General features: G+C 68.1%; 18 protein-coding genes and 1 CRISPR repeat array. Of the genes, 10 read left to right on the plus strand and 8 right to left on the minus strand.

The features are described from left to right. The first annotated feature begins 2,222 nt into the window (after nucleotides 1-2,222). Genes cas3 through cas6e form a run of 7 tightly spaced genes read left to right on the plus strand, consistent with a single transcriptional unit; the run spans nucleotide 2,223 to nucleotide 9,542 of the window. Entirely contained in the window at nucleotides 2,223-4,574 is a 2,352-nt protein-coding gene (gene cas3, locus ABZX11_RS43335) for a CRISPR-associated helicase Cas3' (protein ID WP_354924419.1), read from the plus strand. Continuing rightward, a complete protein-coding gene (locus tag ABZX11_RS43340) occupies nucleotides 4,571-4,891 on the plus strand; it encodes a hypothetical protein (protein ID WP_354924421.1) in 321 nt (106 codons plus the stop codon). Before cas3 ends, ABZX11_RS43340 begins: the two co-directional genes overlap by 4 nt. Beyond that, on the plus strand, nucleotides 4,888-6,474 hold the full coding sequence (gene casA / locus ABZX11_RS43345; protein ID WP_354924423.1) for a type I-E CRISPR-associated protein Cse1/CasA: 1,587 nt from the start codon (nucleotides 4,888-4,890) through the stop codon (nucleotides 6,472-6,474). Before ABZX11_RS43340 ends, casA begins: the two co-directional genes overlap by 4 nt. Next, nucleotides 6,471-7,067 carry a type I-E CRISPR-associated protein Cse2/CasB gene (gene casB, locus ABZX11_RS43350; protein ID WP_354924425.1) on the plus strand — a complete coding sequence of 199 codons (597 nt, stop codon included), beginning with the start codon at nucleotides 6,471-6,473 and terminating at the stop codon, nucleotides 7,065-7,067. Before casA ends, casB begins: the two co-directional genes overlap by 4 nt. Continuing rightward, nucleotides 7,064-8,194, plus strand: a complete 1,131-nt coding sequence (cas7e, locus tag ABZX11_RS43355) for a type I-E CRISPR-associated protein Cas7/Cse4/CasC (RefSeq protein ID WP_354924427.1) — start codon at nucleotides 7,064-7,066, stop codon at nucleotides 8,192-8,194. The genes casB and cas7e overlap by 4 nt, the downstream gene beginning before the upstream one ends. Then, nucleotides 8,191-8,901: a type I-E CRISPR-associated protein Cas5/CasD gene (gene cas5e, locus ABZX11_RS43360; RefSeq protein WP_354924429.1), complete on the plus strand. Its 711-nt coding sequence runs from the start codon at nucleotides 8,191-8,193 to the stop codon at nucleotides 8,899-8,901. The genes cas7e and cas5e overlap by 4 nt, the downstream gene beginning before the upstream one ends. After that, nucleotides 8,892-9,542: a type I-E CRISPR-associated protein Cas6/Cse3/CasE gene (gene cas6e, locus ABZX11_RS43365; protein ID WP_354924431.1), complete on the plus strand. Its 651-nt coding sequence runs from the start codon at nucleotides 8,892-8,894 to the stop codon at nucleotides 9,540-9,542. The genes cas5e and cas6e overlap by 10 nt, the downstream gene beginning before the upstream one ends. A 1,320-nt stretch (nucleotides 9,543-10,862) precedes the next feature. Here cas6e and ABZX11_RS43370 read toward each other — a convergent pair. Together ABZX11_RS43370 and ABZX11_RS43375 are read right to left on the minus strand one after the other, a co-directional pair. Then, a complete protein-coding gene (locus tag ABZX11_RS43370; RefSeq protein WP_354924433.1) occupies nucleotides 10,863-11,612 on the minus strand; it encodes an ATP-binding cassette domain-containing protein in 750 nt (249 codons plus the stop codon). Nucleotides 11,613-11,847: 235 nt separating this feature from the next. After that, on the minus strand, nucleotides 11,848-12,030 hold the full coding sequence (locus ABZX11_RS43375) for a hypothetical protein (RefSeq protein ID WP_354924435.1): 183 nt from the start codon (nucleotides 12,028-12,030) through the stop codon (nucleotides 11,848-11,850). 17 nt (nucleotides 12,031-12,047) lie between these two features. On the opposite strand from ABZX11_RS43375, the gene ABZX11_RS43380 reads away from it, so the two are divergent. Continuing rightward, complete coding sequence (locus ABZX11_RS43380) at nucleotides 12,048-12,269, plus strand: alpha/beta hydrolase fold domain-containing protein (protein ID WP_354924437.1); 222 nt, start codon at nucleotides 12,048-12,050, stop codon at nucleotides 12,267-12,269. A 589-nt stretch (nucleotides 12,270-12,858) separates the two neighbouring features. Here ABZX11_RS43380 and ABZX11_RS43385 read toward each other — a convergent pair. After that, complete coding sequence (locus ABZX11_RS43385) at nucleotides 12,859-13,344, minus strand: hypothetical protein (protein WP_354924439.1); 486 nt, start codon at nucleotides 13,342-13,344, stop codon at nucleotides 12,859-12,861. 331 nt (nucleotides 13,345-13,675) lie between these two features. Between ABZX11_RS43385 and ABZX11_RS43390 the strand changes: the two genes are divergently transcribed. Together ABZX11_RS43390 and ABZX11_RS43395 are read left to right on the plus strand one after the other, a co-directional pair. Further along, on the plus strand, nucleotides 13,676-14,155 hold the full coding sequence (locus tag ABZX11_RS43390) for a hypothetical protein (RefSeq protein ID WP_354924441.1): 480 nt from the start codon (nucleotides 13,676-13,678) through the stop codon (nucleotides 14,153-14,155). A gap of 71 nt (nucleotides 14,156-14,226) precedes the next feature. Then, a complete protein-coding gene (locus ABZX11_RS43395) occupies nucleotides 14,227-14,496 on the plus strand; it encodes a DUF1883 domain-containing protein (RefSeq protein WP_354924443.1) in 270 nt (89 codons plus the stop codon). A gap of 760 nt (nucleotides 14,497-15,256) precedes the next feature. On the opposite strand, the gene ABZX11_RS43400 is transcribed toward ABZX11_RS43395, so the two are convergent. The 5 genes from ABZX11_RS43400 to ABZX11_RS43420 form a co-directional block, all read right to left on the minus strand. After that, a complete protein-coding gene (locus ABZX11_RS43400) occupies nucleotides 15,257-15,499 on the minus strand; it encodes an HD domain-containing protein (protein ID WP_354924511.1) in 243 nt (80 codons plus the stop codon). 185 nt (nucleotides 15,500-15,684) lie between these two features. Next, nucleotides 15,685-16,638: direct repeats of the CRISPR family, unit length 23 nt; unit sequence GGACCAGCCCCGCGTGCGCGGGG. A gap of 40 nt (nucleotides 16,639-16,678) precedes the next feature. Continuing rightward, the gene (locus ABZX11_RS43405) at nucleotides 16,679-17,041 is read right to left on the minus strand and encodes a type I-E CRISPR-associated endoribonuclease Cas2 (protein ID WP_354924445.1); all 363 of its coding nucleotides are present in this window, start codon (nucleotides 17,039-17,041) and stop codon (nucleotides 16,679-16,681) included. 1,058 nt (nucleotides 17,042-18,099) lie between these two features. Further along, nucleotides 18,100-22,155, minus strand: a complete 4,056-nt coding sequence (locus tag ABZX11_RS43410) for a WD40 repeat domain-containing protein (protein ID WP_354924447.1) — start codon at nucleotides 22,153-22,155, stop codon at nucleotides 18,100-18,102. Continuing rightward, nucleotides 22,145-23,008 (minus strand): hypothetical protein, encoded by an 864-nt coding sequence (locus ABZX11_RS43415; RefSeq protein WP_354924449.1) that lies wholly within the window; start codon nucleotides 23,006-23,008, stop codon nucleotides 22,145-22,147. The genes ABZX11_RS43410 and ABZX11_RS43415 overlap by 11 nt, the downstream gene beginning before the upstream one ends. 590 nt (nucleotides 23,009-23,598) lie before the next feature. Beyond that, nucleotides 23,599-24,732: an IS701 family transposase gene (locus ABZX11_RS43420; protein WP_354924451.1), complete on the minus strand. Its 1,134-nt coding sequence runs from the start codon at nucleotides 24,730-24,732 to the stop codon at nucleotides 23,599-23,601. Between the last annotated feature and the right edge of the window lie 96 nt (nucleotides 24,733-24,828).

Below are 24,828 nucleotides of genomic sequence, written 5' to 3' on the forward strand. Positions count from 1 at the left end.
GCCCGCGCCGGGGCGAAGCAGACCACCGCGACGGCGGCCGACGCGGGGGAGCTGACCCGGCGGGTCAGGTGGGAGGCGAGGAACTGCCGCCCGGTACCGCCGGCGCGGATCGGCCCGGACGCGGCCACGGCAGGCGTGCTGTTCGACTGCGGCGTCACTCCGTGACCTCAACGGGTGCCACGAAGGGACCAGCCCCGCGTGCGCGGGGACGACGGCTCGTGCCCGCCGCACCAGGCCGCTATGACCGGACCAGCCCCGCGTGCGCGAGGACAACATCGAGACATACTGGACATACGTCAAGGCGATGGGACCAGCCCCGCGTGCGCGGGGACAACTTGCCCTTGCCGACGTCGCCGATGACCGCCGCGGGACCAGCCCCGCGTGCGCCGGGACAACCGGATGCCCACGCCGACGCCCGCCGAGTGCGAGGGACCGGCCCCGCGTGCGCGGGGATAGCGGCGGCTGTGGACCACACACCCCGCCTCACGAGGGACGAGCCCCGCATGCGCGGGGACGACTCTTGCTGACCTGGGAATTTACCACCTGAAACGGTGTTTCCTGTTCACTTGTGGCTCGCGCCGTCAGGAGCCTCGCTCAGAGAACCCGCCAACACCTCAGCCTGTTGCTCTACCCAGGATGTCGCAGTTAGCGACATCATTGCGGACATCGCCGATGCTAGGTTGTTCAGTCATCGCCCGGAGAGCCGGGCTCAGACCGCCTTCGCGCACCACGCGGCGCTTCCGGCGTTCCGCGCTCGCCGTCGCGCTCTTGACTGCAAGCTCCTCCCCGCGGTGATCTCAACGGGCGTCGTCTTGTGTGGCCACGACAGTGGCCGGGGCGCTTCCCAGCCGCTCTGCGATCCCCGTCTGGAGGCGAACGATCGTGGCCGGGATGCGGGACCAGCGCCGCGCGCGCGGGGATGACACGATCCACATCTGCACGTTCGCAATGGCAGTGGGCCCAGCCCCGCTTGCGCGGGGACGACCCGATGTTCCTCACCGGCGCTTACGCCGGCGCCGGATCAGCCCCGCGTGCGCGGGGACAACCAGCGGCCGGGGGATGCCGTCGATGACCAGCAGGCGCCAGCCCCGCGTGCGCGGGGACGACAACATCCGTGTCGCTGAGCACCACGGCGATCTGGGACCAACCCCGCATGTGCGGGGACGATGGCGACGACACCATCAGAGTACGGGCGGCGGGGCCAGCTCAGCGTCTGCGGGGATGACTGCCCGAATTGGCCGTCCGCGCCCCAGGTGCCGGACCAGCTCTGCGAGCGCGGAGAACGACCAAGGTCAACGCCGATCGTTGCGCAGGCTCGACGGCAGGCCAGGCTTGCGTGCACTGAGCCGACCGGCGCTGCTCGTGCCGGCACTTACGTACAGGGACCGCCATGCGCGAAAAGACGCGACCGCATCCGAACCGGCTGCGTAAGCCAGGGCCGACCCCGTGTGCGCGGGACGACCACCCAATTCGGAACCGCCCTCGAGGCGCCGGTATCGGCCCGCTTGCGGGGACAACCTGTCCGGTGGGGAGACCTTCATGCGGCCGGAGGAGCCAGTCCCGCGTAGGCAGGGACGTCGACCACGCCTAGCCATTAGCCGGGGGTGCGCTGGCCAGCCCGTGCTCGCGGCAAGGACCTGATGGGCTAAAGGGGTGATCGCCGTTTCCTTCGGACCAGCCCAGCGTTGGGTGCAGTCCCGGCTCGCAGCTGGACGAGGCGCGGGCGGTGAGACCATCCCGTGTGCGGGACGACGCTTACCAGCAGACCCAGACCCTCAGCGCGCCGCGACCAGCCCGCGTGTGCGGGACGCCGGTGCACCTGTATGCGCCCTGGCCCGGAGTCGGGCCAGCCCGTCTGCGTGGAACGACGAACACGAGCCAGCTGAGACGCTCCGAAGCGAGGGACCGGTCCGCGTACGGGGCGACGGCTGGATGATGGCCGACGTCGCCGACGAACTGATCGGACCGGTCTTCGCGCGCGGAGCCGTCATCGGAGGATGGCAATTCGCTATGACGGGATTACGTCGATGGTCTACTGGTGCACCTGCATCGTGGTCTGGTCTGGCAACGGTTCGTGAATTGTCCATACCTCGTTGTGGTTAGCGATTTCAAGGGGAGGTGGTGGAGGAGTGCGTTTGCGGCGGGGTATAGAGTGCCGGGCCTTGGCGGGGCGATTGATGGGGAAGCGCAGTCGAGGGGCATGGTGAGGGGTGCGTGGGGCGGTGTCTGATGTTTGGCTGCCGTGGGGAAAGTCGGCGAAGCAGGCGGGGTGTCATCCGCTGATCTGTCACATGCTGGATACGGCTGCGGTGGCGGAGCGGATGGCGCCGTTGTTGTTGCGGGGGAGGGTGCGGTCCGAGCTGGCAGCAACGTTCGGAGGTCTGGGTGATGCGTGGGGCTGGGTGGTGTTCCTGTGCGCCGTTCATGATCTTGGAAAGTATTCGCCGACGTTTCAAGCGTTGAATTTGCCGTTGTCGTCGGCGCGGCTGGGGCCGTGGGCGATACGGGATCTGAAATTCGTCGCGAAGCCGCATGGGGTGCCGCGGCGGGTCGACACGCCACATGGATTGCTCACCGCGTTGCACCTGCAGGAGCTCCTGGCCTCATGGGGTGCGTCGCAGCGCACAGCGATCATGATTGCCGCGGCTCTGGGCGGGCATCATGGTCATTTCCCAGCCGGTGAGGTCGTCGCACAGGCAAGGCGTGAGATCAACGCCCACGGTGAGCGGGTGTGGGCGGAGCAGCGGACAAGCATGGTGGCCGGGCTGGCTCTGCTCAGAGGCTTGCCGGACCCACGGACGCTGGACTGGGCGCAGGTGGACCTGTCGGTCCCGGCGGCGGTCGGGTTGGCTGCGCTGACGACGGTGAGCGACTGGATCGCCTCGGACACGAGCAACTTCGCCTTCGCCGAGGACGAGGTCGATCTCGTGGCCTACGCCAAGGCCGCGGCTGTGCAAGCTGACGCAGCGGTTGATCGGCTGAAGATGAGCCCGTGGGCGCCTCCTGGCGGTGCTCGCTTCGAGGAGCTTTTCGGCCAGTCGCCGCGCTCGGTGCAGGAAGTGGTCGAGCGGGTGACCGCCGGCCTTGACGGGCCGGCGCTGGTGGTGGTGGAGGCGCCGACGGGGGAGGGGAAGACGAAGGCTGCGCTGCAGGCCACTGCGGCGTTGGTCCCTCGGTTAGGGCTGGCGGGGTCGTATTTCGGGATGCCGACACAGGCGACCAGCAACCAGATGCTCGCTGTGATGCAGGGAATGCTGACACGGCTTGGCGACCCGACCACGGTGAGCTTGGTGCATTCCGCGGCCCGAGAAGTGCTGGCAGAGCCGACCGAGGTTGGTATGGACGAACCGGGCACGCTGGATGCCGAGGCGCAGGCGTGGTTCACGCGCAAGCGGAACCTGTTGTCCGTGCTCGGGTGCGGGACGATCGATCAGGCGTTGAAGGGGGCGTTCCGGTCTGGTCATGTGTTCGTTCGGTTGGCGGGGTTGGCGAACAAGGTGGTCGTGTTCGACGAGGTCCATGCCTACGACACCTACATGTCCACGTTGCTGCAGCGGCTGCTGATGTGGTTGGGCGCGCTGGGAGTGCCGGTGGTGCTGTTGTCGGCGACGTTGCCCGCGAGCCGTCGGGCGGAGCTGATCGCCGCGTGGCAAGCGGGGCACCGCGGTTGCTACCTGCAGGAGATCGACGTCCCGTCGGCGTCGGAGCCGTATCCGCGTGTCACTGTGGCCGACGCTGCTGGGGTTGTCGACCACCCGGTGGAGATCTCAGAACTCAACCGGGACCGCGTCGTCCACCTCGAGCAGGTTCCCGACGAGGGAGTGGTCGACTGGTTGCTGGAGCAGGCCGCGCAGGACCGCTGCGTGGCGGTCGTGCACAACTTGGTCCGGCGCGCGACCGAGACCTACGCCGAGCTGGAACGCCGAATCAAAGAGCTTCCAGCAGAGGACCGGCCACTGCTTCTGGCCATCAACGGCACTTTGCCCACCGGCGCACGGCGACGCGTCGAGCAGGAGCTGCAAGGCTTCTTCGGTGAACACGGTATGAGGCCGCGCCGGGCGATCGTGGTCGGGACACAGGCGATCGAGCAGAGCCTCGACCTCGATTTCGACGGGCTGATCACCGACCTGGCGCCGATCGATCTGGTGTTCCAGCGCGCAGGCCGGGTGCATCGGCACCGCCGTGGCGCCGAGCGGGGCCGGCTGACCGTGGCGATTACCGGGGTCGTCGATACCCCGACCGGGCCGGAGTTCCCGGCGTATCTGCGGACGGTGTATGCGCCGATCGTGCTGATGCGCACCTGGGCCGCGCTCAAGGACCTCGACCGGATCGACTCGTGGACGACAATGGCGCAGCTCGTGGAGGAGGTGTACGGCGATCAGGTCGCGTGCCCGCCGGGCTGGGAAGCAGAGTGGCGCAGGGAAAGTGATCGTCTGACGGTCGTACAGCACAACGACCGGGAGGCTGCGGCGGAGTCGTACCTGCCGCAGCCGCACTTGGTCGAGACGCTGTCCGACCTGACCGAACGTCCTCGCGCGTTGCGAACCCGGAAGTCCACGGGGAGGAAGCGGTGACCGGAAGCGACGACGAACTGGCCGAGCTGTCGGTGCGCGTAGTGCTCTACCACCGCGACCAGAACAGTGAACTGAGCCCGCTGTATCCGGACTCGAATGATCTGCTGGAATCGGCGACGGTGCTGGCCGCGCCGATCAACATGCCCGCGGCGGTGGTGCGGGCGTTGCTGGACTCCGAGGTGCCCGCGGACTTCGCTGCGAATCCATGGCTGAACCGGCATCGTGCACTGGTGTTCACCGACGGCCGGTGTCGCGTCGCAGGGTACGAGCTGCGATATCACGACAAGTTCGGGGTCTACGCGAGCGAGGAGACATGAGCGCGACCTTCGACCTCGCCACCGAATCGTGGATTCCGGTGGTCTACCTCGAGGAACCCGAACCCGACGGTGCCGAGCCGCTGGTGGGGTTGCGGGAGCTGTTCGCGTCGGCGCACCGGATCCGCCGGATCGTGGGGGAGACCCCGCCGATGACCGCGGCGCTGTATCGACTGGTGCTGGCCGTCCTGCACCGCGCCTACGGGCCGGCTCGGCTGAAGGATTGGGAGAAGCTATGGACGACCGAGACGTTCGATCCCGCGCTGCTGGCCCGCTATCTCGACCGGCCGGACTTGTCGTTTGACCTGTTCGATCCGCAGCGGCCGTTCCTGCAGTGCCCGGGGTTGCCGGCGGGCAAGAAGTCGACGGTCGCGAAGCTGATCCCGCACCGGGCTGTCGGGAACCGGGTGACGCTGTTCGACCACACCACCGCGCAAGACCGGGTGGAGCTGACTCCGGCGGCTGCGGCGCGGTGGCTGGTGACCGCGCAGGCGTTCGATCCCGGCGGGATGAAAACCCCGTATAAGGCCGATAAGTCGTCCGAGCGAGCTCTCTGCAACTACTTCGGCGTCGTTCTTGTCGAAGGCGCCACCCTCAAGGAGACGCTGCTGCTGAACGCTGTGCGATACGACGCGCGCGCCTCTGACGATGCACCGGCGTGGGAGGCGCCGTCGCCGTCGCCGGAGCCGGAGAAGCGCCGGTCGCGGGGATGGACCGACGTCCTTACCTGGCCGTCACGCCGTATCCGTCTGTTCCCCGAGGACAGCGGCGGCGCCATGGTCGTCGCGGAGAGCGTTCTGACTCCCGGTGTGCGCTTGGTCGGCGAGTTGCCGGAGATCGAAGGCATGGCCGCCTACCGGACCCCGCGCACGCCGAGCGGGAGACCGAAACCGGGCGCGCCGATGCTGCCGATCCGGCTGCAGCCGGTCCGCGGGGTCTGGCGGCACAGCGTCGAGCTGCTGCTGGTCGATCCCTGGTCCGAAGAGCGCACCCGGCAGCGGCCGCGGGCGCTCAAACAGCTCGCCGCGCTCGCTGAACACGGCCACGTCCCGGCCGACACGGTGTACACGCTGCGGGTGTTCGGCCAGCGGCTCGATGCGAACGCGAGCGTCGTCGAGGCCTACCTCGAAGAGGAAGTCCCGGCGCCGGTCGCCTTGATCCGGGCCGGAGACGACGCATTGACCGGGTTGGTCGGATGTGCGATCGAGCTGGCCGAGGAGGCCGGCGCGGCACTGCGCGCGATGCAGCGGGAGTACCACAAGGACATGCGCGCCGAGCCCGACATCACCTTGGATCTGGCCTACTGGCCCGCGCTGCCGGCCCCGTTCGGTGTGTTCCTGCGCGCTCTGAACGACGCGCGCCTGGCCGGGCAGTCCGAACAGCGCGCCATGGCCGGCTGGCGTCGCGCGGTCACCTCCATCGCGGAGCAGGCCGCGGACAGCTGGGCTGCCGGGATCGCCGCGGATGGACGCAGCCTGAACATGATCGGCAAGCACCTGGGCGCCGTCCTGGATCGGCTGCGCACGATCGCCCGCACGTACGACGCCCAGATCGCGAAGTACCTCACGAAGGACGGCCACGAGTGAGCACACCGGTTGCCCAGCGGCGGGACGCGTTCATCTCCGCCCTGTATGCCTTGAACGCCGGCCTAGAGTCCAACATCCCGAAACGGCGCTCGGAGGCTCGCCAGGTGCTGGCGCGGCTGCGTCGCAGCCTGGTCACCGCGCGCCCGGAACCTGCCGCGTATGAGGTCGTGTTCCGCCATGACCCACCCGAGTCCGAGCAGGATGCGTGGATTCTCGTCGCGGGGTTGTTCGCGCTGCACCCGAAGGCCAGTCGCCGCGGTGACCGTTCGATCGGCACCGCGATGCAGGCGTTACAGGACAAGCGCGGCGACTCGGCCACCCGCCGATTCGAGCAGCTTCTCGGCCGGGACCGGGCCGGGCTGCCGCACCATCTGCGCCAGATCGTCCGCTTGCTGGCGGCCGAGGGCATCCCGGTCAACTACGCCGCCCTGCTCGACGACCTTGTCGTCCTGATGGGCGACAAGTACAGCGAGGACACCGCGCACCGGATCCGGCTGCGCTGGGCCCGCGACTTCCACCGCAAACGCAAGACCACCATCACGGACAACGGCGACCCGGCACCCGCCCCGACCACTGTGGAGAACCCCGCGTGATCATCGAACTTCACCTGCTTCAGTCTTTCCCGGTCAGCAACCTCAACCGCGACGACGTCGGCCAGCCCAAGACGGCCACCTTCGGCGGGAGCACCCGCGGCCGGATCTCCAGCCAGTGTCTCAAACGCTCCGCACGTCAGCTGTTCACCGAGCACGGCCTGACCGACACCGAAACCGGCATCCGTACCAAACGGCTGCGCAACGAGGCGGCGACGCTGCTGGCCAAACGCGGCCGCGACGAGCAAGAGGCAGCCGGCGTGGTCACCGCCGGACTGGAACAGCTCGGCTTCGGCGTCGACCAGGACAAGGGCCTCACCGAATACCTGCTGTTCGTCGGCACTACCGCGATCGAGCACCTCGCCGGCTACTGCGACGACCGGTGGGACACGCTCGCCGCTGTCGCCGCGGCCAAGGACGGGAAGAAAAAGCCGGCCAAGGCCAAACCGGACAAGAACGACCTCGCCGAGGCCAAGCGGATGCTCGACGCCACCCGCGTCGCCGACGTCGCCCTGTTCGGCCGCATGATCGCAGACAACAAGGACTTCAACGTCGACGCCGCCTCCCAGGTCGCCCATGCACTGTCCACCCACGCCGTCGCCACCGAGTTCGACTACTACACCGCCGTCGACGACCTCAAACCCGAAGCGGAATCGGGCGCGGACATGATCGGCACCGTCGACTTCAACGCCGCCTGCTACTACCGCTACGCCAACCTCGACCTCGACCGGCTCCGCCAGAACCTCGCCGGCGACGACGAGCTGGTCGCCCGCGCTGCCCAGGCCTGGCTCGGCGCGTTCATCCACGCCGTTCCCAGCGGGAAGCAGAACTCGATGGCCGCGCGGACCATGCCCGACACCCTCCTCGGCGTCGTCCGCGACGGCGGAGCCTGGAACCTGGCCAACGCCTTCCTCAAGCCGGTCACCGGCGAAGACATCATGGCCGCCTCCACCGCCAGCCTCACCCAGCACTTCCAACAGCTACGCACGTTCTACGGCTCCAGCAGCATCCGAGCCGCCGTCGCCGCATCGGTCACCGGGCAACTGCCCGCCATGGACGGCACCGACACCGCCGCCAGCATCGACGAGTTCACCTCCCGCATCCTCGCCGCCGGGACAACATCGGCATGACCCACACGCTCACGCTGTGCTTCGACGCCCCCATGCAGTCCTGGGGACTGCGCTCCCGCGGCGTCCTGCGCGACACCGCCCGAGAACCCACCAAATCCGGCGTCGTCGGGCTACTGGCCGCCGCCACCGGTGTCGAACGCGACGACGAACCCGCCATCGCAGCGCTGGCCGCGCTGCGCCTGGGTGTCCGCGTCGACCGGGAAGGCCTGCTCGAACGCGACTACCACACCACCCAAAACGTACCCACCACAACCGGATCCGGGCACCGCACGGTCGTCAGCGAACGCTACTACCTCGCCGACGCCCTCTTCCTCGTCGCGATCGAAGGACCCGAAACCCTGCTCCGCGAGCTAGCCGACGCGGTCAGGAACCCCCGCTGGCCGCTGTTCTTCGGCCGCCGCGCCTTCGTACCCGCCCGTCCACTGTTCGACGACGGCCTGCACGACGGCAGCCTCGAGCAGATCCTGCGTGAGCATCGCTGGCTCGAACACCGCGACCGGGCCGGTACGACGATCCGGGACCAGCAGCAGATCGCCTTGCGCACAGTCATCGACTGCCCCACCGGCGCCGTGGGTGCCGAACCGCGGCACGATGTCCCCCGCTCCTTCGCCCACGGCGCACGTCGGTTCGCCACCCGCACCGTCCTCGTCGGCGAAGTCCCGCTGACCGACAACATGATCCCCGCCGGAGACACCACGTGTTCCTGAGCAAACTCACCATCAACGTCCACTCACGCACCTTCCGCCGCGACTACGCCAACGTCCACGACATGCACCGCACCCTGATGTCGGTCTATCCCGACGTCCCCGCCGACACGCCAAAACGGCAAGCCCACGGCGTCCTGTGGCGACTGGACAGCAACCGAGGCAGCTACGTCCAATACGTCCAAAGCCACACCCGCCCCAACTGGGACAAACTCCCCGACGGACACCTGAACGCGCCCGCGGAAGTCCGAACCTTGCAACCGGTTCTCGACGCCATCACCGCCGGCCGGAAACTCGCATTCCGCTTCGTCGCCAACCCCACAAAGTGCGACAACAAGACCCGCCAACGCATCCCACTCCGTCAACCGGCCGACCAGATCGAATGGCTGATCCGCCAAGGCCAAACCCACGGCTTCGTCATCCCCGCCACCGCAGCCGGACCCGACATCGCCATCACCCCCACCGCCGCCATCACCGGACGCAAAAGCGAACCAAGCAAGATCACCATCGAACCCGTCCGGTTCGACGGACACCTCATCGTCACTGACCCAGCCGCCTTCACCGACGCGTTCAGCAACGGCATCGGACGCGCCAAAGCCTACGGCTGTGGCCTGATCAGCCTTGCACCGCCGCAAAGTCCCTGATCTTCAAGGGGAGTGCAGGCCCAGGAGGTAATCGGCCGTGGCCGGCACTCCGCGAGCCGGACGATCGACCGATTGACGGCCGTACCCGGGTGCGGACGTGGTTAGCCGCGCGTCCCATCGCCACCCGCGCACGTGGGATCAGGTCCGCCCGCGGGAACGACCTGGCCAGCCGGGTAAAGATCTTGCGCGTTACGGAATCCGCCGTGCCTGCACGACACAACGGCGAGGAATCGGTCAATTAGCTTGACCCGTCGTTCGGCCGCCCCCAATTCTTCGAGCGTGCGTACAAGTATCTCCTAGTCGAGTCTGTCCGGTCCATGTGGACCGGACAGCACGAGAAGGGCCCGAGCCACCAGAATTCGGACGAGGTCGGCTGGTGGTGAAGCTGCCGAAGGGACCAGCGCCGCGCGTGCGGGATAACGCCGCATTGCTGAGATAGCCGTCGGTCAGCAGCGCACCAACCCCGAGCGTGCGGGGACAACTCCATCGGGTAGTGGATCGGGCCGCCGTCGATGGGACCAGCCCCGTGCGTGGGGGAACAACACAGGGTACTGAAGCGGATCCAGACCCGCCCGGGGAACCAGCCCCGCGCCTGTGGGGGACGATCTCGGTGCCGAGCCGCGCGCTTTTCCGCGGGGGGACCAGCCCCGAGTACGCGGGGACGACATCGCAATCCAGCCATCCGTGGACGCCGCGCCGGGAACAGCCCCGCGTGCGCGGGGACGACCCCGGCGCCTCGAACTGCGTCGACCCCGACCTGGGACCAGCCTCGCGTGCGTGGGGACGACGCTTGCGGCTGGTGAGCATGCTGCCGCGCTTGTGGACCAGCCCGGCGTGCGCGGGGACGACCAAACCGACGAGGACCATGCCGCCGCGGTGTGGGGACCAGCCCCGTGTGCGCGGGGACGACCTTCGGAAGGGCACGGAAGCGCGTTCGGACCAGGGACCAGCCCCGCGTACGCGGGGACGACGACTCAAGCAGGCTGGGTTATGGCCGAGGCCGGAGACCAGCCCCGCCTGCGCGGGGACAACACCCCCGCGCTGCAAACGATCCACATCTGGATGGGACCAGCCCCGCCTGCGCGGGAAACTTCCCAGTGCAGCGGACCGAGCTCGGGGGCGTGGGACCAGCCCCGCGTGCGCGGGGATGACGTAGACAGGGGGGTCAGCAACAGCGATCGCAGATGGGACCAGCCCCGCGTGCGCGGGGACGACATCGACCGCATCGAGCCCGGGACGACCCCGCAGGGACCAGCCCCGCGTACAGGGGGACGACACTTGCTGACCTGGGAATCTACCACCTTAAACAGTGTTTCCTATTCACTTGTGGCTCGGGCGGTCAGGATCCCGCGGTGACCTCGGGCCCGGCGTAGGTGGTCGGCAGGAATGACCTGTTCTACGCCGGTGCGGGCGGCGAGGGCCTTCGCGGGCCCCGTGGTCGAGCGCCGCCCACAGCCGCTCGGAGGGTATCGGCGACCAGTTCGGTGCGCATGTGATCGGCGGCCGACCAGCCGGGCTCCTTCTGCACGGTTCATTGTGATGCGTCGATCCGGCGCAGGAACGCTCGGGTGAGGTCGTGCTCGGGATCGGTGATGAGCTTGCGGGTGGTCCGTCCTCGACGATGACGCCGCCGTCGAACATGATCAGGCGGTCGGCGGCCGTACGCGCGAACCCCATCTCGTGCGTCACGACGATCATCGTCATGCCGTCGGCCACCAGCTCCTTCATTACGGCGATCACCTCGCCGACCATCTTGGGGTCGAGCGCGCTGGTCGGCTTGTCGAACAGCATGAGCTCCAGCTTCATGGCGAGGGCGCGCGCGATCGCGACCCGCTGCTGCTGCCCGCCCGACAGCGCGGACGGGCGGCTGGCCGCCTTGTCGGACAGGCCGACCCGGGCCACCAGGGCGTGCGCCTGCTCGCGCGCCTCCACCTTGGACGTCCCGAGGACGTGCACCGGGCCAGCGGCGACGTTGTCCAGGGCGGTCAGGTGCGAGAAGAGGTTGAACCGCTGGAAGACGAAGCCGATGTTGCGGCGGCGCTCGGCGATGACCCGGGGGCGTGCCTCCACCGGGCGGCAACCGGAGGGTGCTCGCGATCTGGCAGCAGCACGCCCCGACGTTCGAGATTCCGTTCCGGCTCGCCGACACCCTCGACCAGAACCTGGACGTCCGTCGTGCGGCGTCGGATGCTGCTCGACACCGCGCTCGACGGCGATCCGGCCGCGATCGAGCGGCATCTCTCGGACGCCAGGCAACGGATCGCCGATGTGCGGCGGCAGTCCGCGGCCGTCGACTGAGAACTCCTCAGGGGTTGCGGGCGACCCCGCCCCACTGGTCGACGGGCGTCGCCAGTGCGAGCGGCCGCACGTTGCTCGACGCATCGACGGGCGCGACGACGCGGTAGTCGTCGCCGAGCTCGTCGAGCAGCCGACCGTGATCTGCGGGTCGTCCTGGCCAGGCGTGCGGACGAGGCCGTCCGAGCGCCATGTATCGAGCGATGCTCCGTGAGGGCATTCCTGCCGACCGGATCGCCGTTCGTCGGACACTCGGCGGGTGCGACACTAGCGCTGTCGGCCCTCCAGGAGCTCCGCGATCGCGGCGGGCTTCTGCCGGCCGGCGCTGTGGCTCTGTCCCCGATCACGAACTTCACGTTCAGTTCCGAGTCGATGGCGAGCAACCGGTGCCCGCCCGCGCCGACTACCGGCTCGCCCACGTCTGGCGAGTGAGCGTCGACGGCCGCGTCCACTTGGCCACCGCCGGCCTTTCCGACCGCTACGAGCCTCGCACCTTCACCGGATCGGGGTTGCGTTCTGACCTGCCTGACGATGAGCAACCCGCTTCGACTCGTCCACGCTGCCGCCGACGCCCGCATCGTCTCAACGGCTGACCACGACTCCGCTACCGGCGCCGCGGTTCCCGATCACACGTGATCTCGCGGTGGTGGCACGCGGCCTCGCTCACGTGACCAGGCCCCGCGACACCCGTCAAGGCCCGCCCTGCGTGGTCAAGCCCGCCGCAGCGACCGCCTTCGCCGCGCTCCCACGACAACACGCTCCTGCGACAGGAACTCAATTAACACGATGCGACGATCGTTTCCCTCCAAAGCCCTCACCGGCCTGCCCATCACGAAACGATGTGACACTACATAGTCATGATGGTCATTGCCTGGCGGTGCACGTGATGGGACGGTCTCACCCACCATCGTGGTCACCGACCGTCGCCGCATATCTGCCACTGACGTCCGGTTAGGGGCAGATTGACGTGACAGCCATGCTGTTCACTGCGGCCAGTTGGATCATTGACGGATCACGTCTGCTAGGGACAACGAGGTGCAATTGCCCGCGTTCGACAGCTGCGAGCGTTCCGCAGGTGACCTGGCTGCCGTGGATCACGGTGAGGTAGCTCTGCGAGATCGTTTTGGCTGGTGGTGTCCACGATGCGACGGCGATCCCGATGATAAGTGCGGACACGCGACGGCGACGATGCGTTGAGCCCGCTCCAGGCGGTCTGCGCCCGTGCCACGATCCCGCCGTCGACTGGCTCGATGTACCGGGTGGCGGCGTAGGCGAGCAGCCCGGGAACGTCATCGGAGGGGATGAGCAGCCGGTCGGCGAGGTCGTCGACGGGGCGGGGGTGGCCCCACGCGGCGATGAGGGTGAGGTCCGCGGCGACCCAGCAGTATCGGGCGTGGGCCGCGGCCTGCTCGATCTGGGTGGCGAGCCGATCGGGCAGGCCGAGGCGTTCGGCCGCGGACGGTGGCCGCTCGGGCAGCCGGAATCCGGTGCCGTCGGGATCCAGCACGCCAGCTGCGGCGAGCAGATCGATGGCCTCGCGCGTCGACTCCGGCGGCGTGACGCCCAGCTGCGCGCATATCGCCGCGTCCGGCGGGTCCCGCGCAGGGAGGCTCGAGCCACGACTCCGGTTGTGGTGGGCCGTAGCCGGCGGCGAAGTAGGCGACCTCAATCAGCGGGTAGCCTAGCACCAGTCGCCAGCCGGGATCCGGGGCGCCGATTGCCGGCCGGGTCCGCCGCACCCAGCGGGGCAACTCCGGATCGTCGTCGCAGGGCCAGATCTGCAGCAGCCACACGTCGCCTTCGTCGCCAGCCGGGGCGGCGCGCCGCGCCACTCGGGCGTGGAACAGGCCGCGCCGGCCCAGGTCGAGGGCGCCTTCGTGCTCGCTGCCGGTGAAGGTAGCGAAGGCCAGTCGGCCGGAGCGGCTGTGGAACGGAGTCTCGACGACGTCCTCCGACTCGGCGAGGACGATCTGCGGTGGCGTGTCGTGGGCTTCCAGCCGTACCGCCTGGTAGGGGTCGCCGGCATGCCCGTGGCCCCAGCCGTCCCCGGCGGTAGCGATCGTGCCGGACAACGCATCGGTGGCCAGCTCACCCAGCAGTTCGCGACCCCACGGCTCCGCCGCGTCGGGAGCGTGGCGATCGCGGATCACCAGCACGCCGTGGTCGAGCAGGTATTCGTCGTCTTCGAGAACCCCAAGAGCGTCACCGCACCACCGTATGGCAACATCGACAAAATCTGGCCGCACCCGGCTTGCCGGGCCGATGGCCGCGATCCCTTCAAGGCGGAGCACCATGACCGGAGTGGTCGCTTCCGGTGATTGCGACGCCCTACCTTCTCCCAACTGCGCGGCGGTTCCGTTGGTGACCTATCGTCGCTACAAATGCTCGTATGGAACACCTGTGGCACGAGATCGGGTCCTGCGCGGGCGGCGCTCGCTTCGAGCTGACGCTGCGCGGCTGCGCCGCGAGGATCTGCCTGATGGACGCCGAGGACTATCAGGCATACCGTGACGAAGACGAGGACGGTTACCAGTGCTACTACGGCGGCTTCTGGGAGACGAGCCCTGTTGAGCTGGTGTTGCCCTACGACGGCTTCTGGTACCTCGTCATCGACAGTTACCCAGGTCGAATCAAGTATTGGCTCACTGGGCCTTACTGACCCGAGCGAAAGTCCGTTAGGCCGGCATCGTTGAACCGACCGGTCTCCAACCGTCTTCGTCTTCGTGATGGACCAGGCTCTGCCCGGGTGGTATAGCAGCCCGAGACGTTCTTGCTGTCCGTGTCAGTGAAGTCGTCCGAGTCGAAGCCAGCGTTCACGTTCTCGGCACCGCGTGGAACTCCGCATGAAAGACGGTTGTCCTGCGTCGGCGGCGAGGAAGAACTCTCCCCGCCGCCGACGCAGTAACCACGGCGATCTCTCCCCAGCGATTGGCTGTCATGGGCGCTACTTCTTCGCGGCGGCAACCTTCCTGTGCGGTGCCCGCTTGCGGGCCGGGGCCAGTTCGGTGGCCTGCCGGCTCCGGTGCATGGTGATGACCACCGAATGCGACCTTGCCGCCAGACCTTTGTCATCCTGCGAAAAGGGCCCCAGATGATCCGCACGTACAACCATTGCCGCGTCGCCGCCCAGACACCGGAACCGACAAGATGCGGCGAATCGTCCACGAAGGACAAGTCGGATTCCTCCGGCGGCACCCCATGATCGCTCCCGACCCACAAAAGCCCACTGCGCCGCGTTCCTCATGAAATCAAAGCCCGCTTCATCGGTCAGCCACTGGCGTACCGCCCAATTACCGACCAGAGCATGACCCGCACGTCGCCGATCGGGGTCATCCGCCAAGTGCGGGCTCATCCGGAAACCCGCCGGACCGCTCACGATCCGCCAGCACATCAACCTGGCAGACGAAAGCCGGACTCGCCTAACCCACGTCGTGCGTACCAGCCAGCCAACACACTACGGCAGGCAGATCGGTTTCCTCGCCGGGAAGTTCCTGCCCGATACGCGCCTTGACCTGCGGTGAAACCCAACAATCAAGAAGGAGACCGGCAACCGCTGTGGTGTCGTCCAGGTGCTGAAACAACGGCAGCCAGTCGGTAACCACGCCGAACTCATCCCGGACAGACTTCGCCCACGCCACCGCCCCGACAGCATCGTCGACCACCAACAGATCTCCCTCCCAAGCGAAGAGGTCAGCGCTAGCTGCCGAAGTGTTTCGCGATGCAATGTCAGTTCACCTAGACGGAGCAATCACGCTCGCTTCAGGAGCTGCTTCGCTGCCAACGCAGAGAGCAGAGCCCCGCGTGCGTGGGACGGCACGAAGTCCGGGCAGATCCCGCTGCCCAAGACGCGACCAGCCCCGCGTCTGCGGGGACGACAAGCTTGCCGAGGCCGTGGACGGTGACGTCGCAAGACCAGGCCCGCGTGCGCGGGGATGACCCGATCGGGCGACGCTGTATGCGCTGGATACCAGCTCTATCCTCGGGACCAGCCCCGCGTGCGCGGGGACGACGAGCAGATCCTGTACGGCTTTCCCCCGCGGTGAGGGACCAGCCCGCGTGCGCGGGGGACGACGCGGCCGGTCAGAGTTTATCGACAGGCATCCGGGGACCAGCCCCGCGTGCGCGGGGACGACACCGACGGCACCGAGTCCGTCGGCTACCTGCTGGGACCAGCCCCGCGTGCGCGGGGACGACCGTGAAGGTGTGGCCGGCAGCGAGCGGGGAGCCGGGATCAGCCCCGCGTGCGCGGGGACAACCGGCCGCTGGACCTCGACGAGCTGTACGACCAGGGACCAGCCCCGCGTGCACGGGGACGACGTAACCCGCTTCTCGGGGGTGACGTACTCGCCGGGATCAGCCCCGCGTGTGCGGGACGACTCCTCGGTCCGGCACGTCAGACAGTCGTGGAACGGACCAGCCCCGCGTGCGCGGGGACGACCCGGCGGTGAGGTCGCATTCGCCGGGTGTCGTGGGACCAGCCCCGCGTGCGCGGGGACGACGCCACCGCGCTCGGGCTCGGCCGCACCACCGCGGGACCAGCCCCGCGTGCGCGGGGACGACCGCGACCACCCCACACGGAACTCCGGCGCGCTGGGACCAGCCCCGCGTGCGCGGGGACGACCACTACACCCCGTCGGCGAAGAGATCGCCCGGCGACCAGACCCGCGTGTGCGGGACGACCGGGGCCAGGGCGAAGCGGACTTCCCGGACCCGGGACCAGCCCCGCGTGCGCGGGACGACGCGGCGACGCTGTCCTACGAGAGCGACGACCCGGGACCAGCCCCGCGTGCGCGGGGACGACACTTATTGACCTGGGGTTTTATGGGGCGTAACGCTGTTTTTCATTCACTTTGTGTCGAGCCGCGTTGGTACCTCCGTCGTCGGCTGGCGTTGCTCCAGCCGTTTTTGCGGGTTTGGTCGGTGGTGCGCCGTGGGTCGGGGCGGAGCATGAGCTGGATGCCTTCGAAGTCGATCGGCGTCCAGCCGTGGCGGTGGACTTCGAAGGCGAGGCCTTGTTCGTTGTCGGCGTGGTAGACCATGATCGCGCGGCCGGTTTTGACCATGTCGAGGACACGTTCCCACATCAAGACGCGAACACGAGTGGTGACTCTGCCGACGAAGACACGATTACGGGTTCTGGGAGCTGGCGTTCTTCGTGTGGGGACGAGCCCCGCGTGCGCGGGGACGACAACGTCGTCGTCCACCCCAGTACCTGGACAAAGGGACCAGCCCCGCGTGCGCGGGGACGACGATGCCGATCGCGACGTCCTGCACCGCCCGGTGGGACCAGCCCCGCGTGCGCGGGGACGACAGTTACGACGATCTGCGGGTGTACACGTCGGCGGGACCAGCCCCGCGTGCGCGGGGACGACGCGCCGAATCGACACTGCCCAGTTCGGCGCGCCGGACCAGCCCCGCGTGCGCGGGGACGACACGCTGGCGGCCGTGGCGATGGCGATCAGGATGGGACCAGCCCCGCGTGCGCGGGGACGACCAGATCCGCCGTCTGGCCGGGCCGCCGCCGCAGGGACCAGCCCTGCGTGCGCGGGGACGACGACACCATCGCGTTCCCGGTCACCATCTCCGACGGAGCAGCTCCGCGTGCGCGGGACGACGTGAGCCGCACCGTGGCAAAGTGGCCGAGCTCGGGACAAGCCCCGCGTGCGCGGGCACGACGCTCCGGCGTCCAGCCGGCGACCTCATCGGCGGGGAGCAGCCCCGCGTGCGCGGGGACCAAACTTGCTGACCTGGGAATCTACCACCTGAAACAGTGTTTCCTATTCACTTGTGGCTTGGGTCGTTTGGATCCTCGCGCAGAGACCCTGCCACCTGGGCTCCGCGGAGCTGTGGTCGTGACTGAACGACGGATAACGCCGCAGACGGGCGCGAACTGCGCGTGCTGCTGGAAGAACCCTCGGCCCCTCGCTACGGGATCAGACATCGCCCGGCGATCCGGGCTCAGACCGCCTCCGCGCACCCGCGGCGCTTCGGACGTCCCGCGCTCGCCCTCGCGCTCTTGGCTGCAACGGTCGGCACGTATGCCCAGTTCGACACCGGTTCGAGCTTCCGATGGGTTGTCCTGATAAACAGGGCAGATGTGTCCTGGGCGCATTCGGGCAATTCTTCGCTCGCGATGATCAACAATCGTGACTTTGTGCTCGCGAGCGGCTGTGCCGGACATGGGTGTGGCCACCCTGGTGACTATACCCATGTCCGGATTCAAGATCGCCGCACGTCGAGGATTTGTATTTCACAAAAAGAATTAATGTCTTGCAGTGCGGTCGAATACAATAAAGTCCCAGCCGGCTGCGACCATCAATTCGCCGCTCGACCTGATCGCCGCAGCACTGATTGCACGGAAATCGAATATGGCCATCTCGGCGTTGGTGGCGATGTCCCAGACGCGTGCGGTGTTGTCGCGGCCGGTGGTGACGGCGATCGGGCGGCCGTCGAGGTTGGTGCAGGCCACTGTTAGCACGGAGTCGGTATGTCGGGTGAAGGTGGTGATCTGGTTGCCGGTGGCGAGGTCCCAGACGCGAGCGGTGTCATCGTAGCTGGCAGTGACGGCGACAGGATGGTTGCTGAGTCTGGTGCAGGCCACTGCTGCTACCCAGTGTTGGTGGCGGGTGAAGGTGGCGATTTCACCGCCGGTGGCGAGGTCCCAGACGCGAGCTGTTTCGTCGTAGCCCGTGGTGACGGCGATCGGGCGGCCGTCGAGGTTGGTGCAGGCTACTGCCTCGACTGAGTTGGTGTGGCGGGTGAAGGTGGTGATTTCGTTGCCGGTGGCGATGTCCCAGACACGTGCGGTGTTGTCTTGACTGGTGGTGATGGCGACTGGACGGGCGTCAAGGTTCGCGCAGGCTACAGCTGACACCCAGCCGGTGTGGCGGGTGAAGGTGGTGATCTGTTCGCCGGTGGCGAGGTCCCAGACGCGGGCTGTTTCGTCGTAGCTCGTGGTGACGGCGATCGGGCGGCCGTCGAGGCTGGTGCAGGCTACTGCCAGCACCGAGCTGGTGTGGCCGGTGAAGATGGCGGTTTGGTCGCCGGTGGCGAGGTCCCAGACGCGCGCGGTGTTGTCGTGTCCCGTGGTGACGGCGACCGGTAGGCCTTCGAGCACTTCGCTTGTCAGGGCCGCGATCCCTGCTGAATGACTAGGAAGGGAAGGCCGATCAGCCGGTGTAATCGAGAAACGCCAGACCAGCGCGGTATTGGCGAGGCCGGCAGTGACGGCGACAGCATGGCCGTCCAGTTGGGTGCAAGCCACCGCCAGCACCGAATAGGTGTGGCCGGTGAACGTGGTGATTTCGTTGCCGGTTTTGAGGTCCCAGACGCGTGCGGTGTTGTCGCGGCCGGCGGTGACGGCTACTGGGCGGCCGTCGAGTTCGGTACAGGCGACCGCCAGCACCGAGTTGGTGTGACGGGTGAACGTGGTGATTTCGTTGCCGGTTTTGAGGTCCCAGACGCGCGCGGTGTTGTCATGGTCGGTGGTGACGGCTACTGGGCGGCCGTCCAGCTGGGTGCAGGCCGTCGCTGCCACTGCATCGGTGTGACGGGTGAACGTGGTGATTTCGTTGCCGGTTTTGAGGTCCCAGACGCGTGCGGTGTTGTCGCGGCCGGCGGTGACGGCTACTGGGCGGCCGTCCAGCTGGATGCAAGCCACTGCTGCCACCCAGTCGGTGTGGCGGCTGAAGGTGATGATTTGGTCGCCGGTGGCGAGGTCCCAGACGCGTGCGGTTTTGTCATGGCCCGCGGTTACGGCGACCGGGCGGTCGTCGAGGATGCAGCAAGCCACAGCCAGTACAGAGCTGGTGTGGCGGGTAAACGTGGTGATTTCGTTTCCGGTTGCGATGTCCCAGACAATCGCGATGCTGTCATCGCGGGCTGTTACGGCGACCGGCCGGTCGTTGAGACTGGCGCAGGCAACCCCCTGCATCCAGCCGGTGTGACCGATGAAGGTGGTGTGGAGGGCGTGGACGGCTTGCTGCCCGGTTGCCCATCGCGGTCGCCATCTCAGCGATGCCGATAAATCTTGCTGGAGGGCTGCGGCGCGGAAGCGAGCGGCGTCAGCGGCGAGAACCTGACGGCGGCGTGTCGCGGGTAGATGTCGGTGGAGGTCGGCGGAGCAGCGGTACACGGCGGCGGTGAGTGCGCCGTCGTCGGTCCTGGTTTGGTGCAGGGCGAGCAGGAGCCCGTCGGGTTCGGCGTGCACTAGGTAGTCAGCGTCGGTGACCAGCTCGTCGATGAGGCCGGCGCGGGCGGCGTGGGTGGCGACGTGGCGCAGGGTGTAGGGGTGGGCGCAGGTCCAGTCGCGGCGGCCCTCGAGTGTGCGCGGAACACGGGCGACCAGCACGTCGGCAATGGCCCGGTGCACGGCAGCCGTGTCAACGCCGACGTGGAGATGCTCGGCGAGGGCTTGGTGGTAGAGCCGGTAGGTGGAGCGGCCGGATTCGGTGGCTTCGACGACGTAGGAGCCGGCGTGCTCGCGCAGCCAAAGCAGATCATCGTCGGTGTAGCTGGTGCCGGCAGCACGGGAGGCGACGGCCGCCCAGATGTCTTCCCACGGCAGGCCCTGTCCTTCGGCGAACGCGAGCGGACGGAGCAGATCCCGGACTCTGGTGGAGCTCTCGCCGAGGCGGGTATCCAGGTCACGGTGCATTGCCTCGCCGGGAAGCCTAGGAAGAGTCCGGCGCCAGGCGGCGTCCTGGGGATCAGCGACCTGGTCTTGGGCGGCGAGAGTGGCGCTGGTGATCCGTGCGACCAGGAACGACGGGTGCGCGGCCGCGGCGACCGCGTCGGCGACGGCACGCAGCAGCCGGGCTGACCCATCGCGGTAGGGACTGTTCGGGCTGGCCTCTAGCAAGCCGCGGGCGGCGTAGGTGGTCAGCGCCGGGAGGTCGGCGTACCGGTCGGCGTCCAAATCGACCGCGTCCGCGCGGCGGAGGCCAAGACGCTCGAGCAGGAAGTCTCGGGTGCCGACCAGCAGCCGTATTCTCCCGGCTGCGTGGTCGAGGAGGGGCCGGAGCAGGCGGCGGGTGAGGTGGTCGGGGTCGGCGGCTTCGTCGAGGGCGTCGATGAGCACGGTCAGCGGCGCGGTCCTGCCGGACAGCGCCTCGAGCAGCTCTCCGGGCGTGCTGGCGTGCGTGTGCACAACAGCGGCGATGCCTGCCAGTACCTGGTCCGTTGTCAGGCCCTGGGCGTAGATCGCTACGTCCACGGTGGCGGGTCCTGGCACGGCCGCGGCTGGAAGTCCCAGAGTGTGCATGGGAACGGTGGCGCGGCGCTGGGGGTGGGTGAGGGTGGCGATGAGGCCGAGGACGGCGGTCTTCCCGGAGCCGGGGTTGCCGGTGACCACCTGCAGCGGCCGGGCCGGATCGGGGTGATGCAGCCAGGCGGTGATGTCCAGCAGCGCGGTGTGCCGGCCGGCGAACCACCAGCCCTGCGCACTCCGCGCGCCGCTTCCGCCCATCGCACGGACCAGCAGCCGGGTCCGCAGCTCGATGTCGCGGCGTTCGGCTTGGACCTCGAATTCGCTGGCGTGCTGGATGGCCAGGTCAACCTCGGTCATCCGCCGGTCGTGGCGCGGGTTGGGCAGGAACGGTGGAACCTCGCCGGTCAACCCGGTGACGCTGTGCCCAATCGTCTGATAGCCCGGCTTGCTCGCGCTGATGTTCATCGCCTTCACGATCGAGTCCAGCGGCAGCGTCGCCGGGTTGTACCCTGCGGCCGGCAAGGCGCGGACCGCGTCGCGCAGCAGCCGCGGAAAGGCTCCCGCTCCGGCTTGCTCGGACGGCTGCGAGGACGTGATCACGGCCAAGCCGGATCCGTGGTCGTCGCCCCAGTCGCCGGTCATTGTGGTGATCGCGGCGGCGGTAAGTTCGGCGCCGCCATGACCGGAGTAGCAGGTGTCCAGCATCAGCAGCACGCGCCGAACGCGGGTCTTGAGCAGCATCTTGCGGGCCAGTTCCGCCGTGGGCAGTGCGTCGGCGACGTCGGCCGGGTCGGTATCGGCAGTCAGGAGTAGATGTTCGTGGGTGTCGTCGAGGACTTCGCCGTGGCCACCGATGTAGACGGCCACGATGTCGTCGGGTTGCCGGGCGCCGTTCAGGCAAAAGGTGCGCAGCAGCGCGGTCAGCTGGTCTCTGCTGGGATCGAGTCCGAGGGTGCTGATGTGCTGGTAGCCGAGGTCTTCGGTAAACAGGCGGATTATCTGCTCCCGGGCCTCGATGAGCCCGGGCCGGTCCCACTGCGGCGCCTTCGGGTAACGCGCGACGGCGGTCGCGATCAAGTACCGTCGCGGCTGATTGCCTTCATTGTTCACTCAGGCCTCCCGCGATCGCTGCTCCGGTGAGCTGCTCGGTGAGGTAGGCGGTGACAGCGTGGGCGTGGGCGCCGTTGTGCACGACGGCGCTGATCACACGCGGTCCGAATCGCGGTCGCAGGTCCTTCTCGAGCGCGACGACGTCCCCGTAATCGGCCACATTCGTCCACACCAGTCTGTCTGGGCCCGGCCAGGCTCCGAGTCCGTCGCGTGGCGTCGGGTCCAGCCGGTGGAAGATCAGGTTCGGGATCCCGAGCGGCGACCCGAGCGTGACCAGCGCCTGCACCTGATGGTCCGGTATCGCTGCGAGGACCTCGTAGGCGACCAGTGACCCGAGCGAATGCGCCACCACCACCCGGGTCTCTGTCGTGATCAGCTTCCGGACCGCCCGGCGCGCTGCGTCACGCAGCTGCTGGTCCTGCAGGTAGCGGCTGACCTGCTTGAGGTCGAACACCATCGCCCGCAAAGCCAGACCACCGAAGAACCGCGATCGGGACAGCTGCCGCAACGCCGCCTGCACCGACCCCGGCGCCCGCACCAGCGTGTCCGCCTCCGGCGGCGCCACCTTCGGATCCACCAGCGCGGCCTCCCGCCACCACGCCAGCAGCAGATCCTGCTCCAGACCGGCCTCGACGTCGTCCGCGCTGAACATCGGGTCGCCGACAGCCAGTCGGGCCCCGGCTGGCCGGAACAGATGCCCGTAGAAGCCCATCACCACGTCGTCAGTGGTGGCTGCGTCGCTGTGGCCGGCGCGGGCGAGCCCGTCTAGGAGTGAGGGGGTCCAGTCACGTAACAGTGAGTGTTCGCCAGCAACCTGCTGGCCGATGCCGTGCACGCACACGATCCGCCCCATCACGCCTCCCAACGCGAGAGCGCACAAGTTTACGGCGCGCCACGGCCAGAGGTCGCTGGTCGCGCCGCCAGCGTTCCGCTGCCACCTGACGACCACTCGATCGGCGCAGTGTTGCGTCTTGGCGTGCCCGATCTGCAACCTGGGTTGTACCCCGGTGTGCTTGAGGTGCGACCGGACGGAGCCCACCGCGGCGCGGAAGTCGGATGTCTGTAAATACACGCTCCCTGACATCGCGAGGATGAATCGGTTGCCCCCGTCCACGTTCTCCAAGCTGCGTCCATGCAGCAACGGCGCGTGGCAGCCACTCGGATTCGACAGCTACCGGACGATCGATGAGATCACCGGCGGCCAGTACCGGCTTGCTGAGCATCGCCGAGAGCTCGACCACGCAAAACTGCTAGTGAGGCAGGCTTAGTGCTGCAACGGCAGTTAAGTGAGTGGGTAGCCGCGTCGTTTGTAGTGGCTGAGGCGGGCTTGGTGTTGCCGTCGGCGGCGCCAGCGGGACCAGGCCCAGACATGCTCGGCGGCGTCGGTGACACGCACGATCAGCTTGGTGAGCAGGCGCCGGATCTCCGGTAGCGTGAATCCGATCATGCCTGACTCGCCGACACCGCTTCCCCTTTTGCCACAAGGGACCGGGAGACGGCAAGCCAGGCGTGGGCGAGCATCGACAGGGTGATGTGGGCATACCATGCCCGCCAGGACCGGACCTGATACTGATCGAGCCCGGCTTCGTTCTTGGCCTGCTGGAAGCACTCCTCGATCCGCCAGCGTGTCCCGGCGATCCAGGCCAGATCCAGCAGGCTCGAGCGGCGGGGTCCGTAGCAGACGTAGTAGGCGATCTCGGTCGGATCCGAGACTGCGCGGCGGGCCAGCAGCCAGTGCCCACGTCCGGCCTGCCAGCCGATCCGGATCGGCACCCGCGTCCAGTCGTACTCGCGTGGCCCGTGCGCCCCGGCCCCGACCGACAGCCGCCGCCACGCCCGGGCCGGCAGGCCTGCGATCAGTTCGTCGGCTCGGGCTTCGCGGCCGCCGGTGGTGACCAGGGTGTCGTTGACCTTGGTGGCCAGCACGTGCGCGGCGTCGTGGGCTTCCAGCCATAACCGCAGGTACTTGACCTGCCCGTAGGCCTCATCGGCGGTGACCCACGAGAAGGGCACCCTTGCGGCGAACGCTCGCGCCAGCATCGCCATGGCTTGCCGTGGCTTGGTCTCGAACTCGGTGCCCTCCGGGATGCCTGCCCGCCGGCACCGGTCCTGGTCGGCGATCCAGGGCTCGGGCAGATAGAGTTCCCGGTCGATCAGCGCATGCCCGCGAGGCGAGGCATAGGCCAGGAAGGTGCCGATCTGGCAGTTCTCGATCCGGCCGGCGGTCCCCGAATACTGGCGCTGCACCCCGGCCGACATCCTGCCCTTCTTCAGGAACCCGGTGTCGTCGACGATTAGCACGCCACCGGGGTCGCCGAGGTGCTCGATCACGTAGTCGCGCAGGTCGTCGCGGACGCCGTCGATGTCCCAGTCCGCCCAGCGCAGCAACCGCTGCATCCCGTCCGGCGAGATGTCGCCGGCCTGCTCGGCCAGCGTCCACCCGTTCTTCCGCTCCAACCCGGCGACCAGCCCGGACACATACTCCCGCGCCCGAGTCCGCGGCTCCGACCGCACGAAACGCCCCGCGATCCGCTCATGCACCCGATCCAGCTGATCCATCACCACATCGACCACCACAACGGAGATCTACCACAACACCCCTAACTGCCGTTGCAGTATTAGGTCGCAATGTCCCTGGCGGAGGCACGGATCGAAATGCACGCGGCACGTACA

Source organism: Amycolatopsis sp. NPDC004169 (assembly GCF_040610315.1).
In the GTDB taxonomy this organism is placed as follows: Bacteria; Actinomycetota; Actinomycetes; order Mycobacteriales; family Pseudonocardiaceae; genus Amycolatopsis.